At 65.9% G+C, this 607-nt stretch carries 1 protein-coding gene; it reads right to left on the bottom strand.

What is annotated here, in order from left to right; translation table 11 throughout:
* Positions 1-87: 87 nt before the first annotated feature.
* Positions 88-607, bottom strand: a 520-nt coding sequence (locus tag AC1ROY_RS34040; RefSeq protein ID WP_493153394.1) for an ABC transporter permease, incomplete at its 5' end; no start/stop codon positions are given.

Raw genomic sequence — 607 nt, 5'->3', positions numbered from 1 at the left:
TGGCGCAGCCGGTCGGTCGGCGTCGGGTAGATGCGATAGGCCTTCGACAGGCCTTCCACGCGGATGGTGAGGTCAGAGGACATCGGCTCAGAGAACATCGGCGAAGCCGGGCCGGAGGCGCTGGAACAGCCAGAAGGACAGCGCGAGCGCAATCAGCGAGCAGAGCGTGTAGAGCGCGAGGCTGACGAAGTCCGGCAGGCCGCCGAAGACGATCACGGTGCGCGACTGCTCGACGATGGAGGTGAGCGGGTTGAGCCGCATCAGCGTGCGGAAGGCGCCGGGCACCGCGTTCAGCGGATAGAAGATCGGCGTGAGGAAGAGCGTCACCGTGATCAGCAGCGAGACGATCTGCGACAGGTCGCGCAGGAAGACGCCGCAGGCGGCGAAGAACATCACCAGCGCGGCCACGAAGATCAGGTAGGGCGCCACCACCACGGGCCAGAAGATCGCCGTCCAGTGGAACACCCCGTTCAGCAGGAGCTGCCCCACCAGCACGATGGCGATGGTCATGACGGCGTTCACCAGGCTCGACAGCACCACGACCGGCGGCAGGACCTCGATGGGGAAGACCACCTTGGTCACGTAGCTGGCCTGGCTCAGGATCAGC

The sequence above is a fragment of the Roseococcus sp. GW821-FHT12F05 genome, assembly GCF_058806835.1.
The sequence above is the reverse complement of the archived record's forward strand: the minus strand, read 5'-3'. Positions and strand labels throughout refer to the sequence as shown.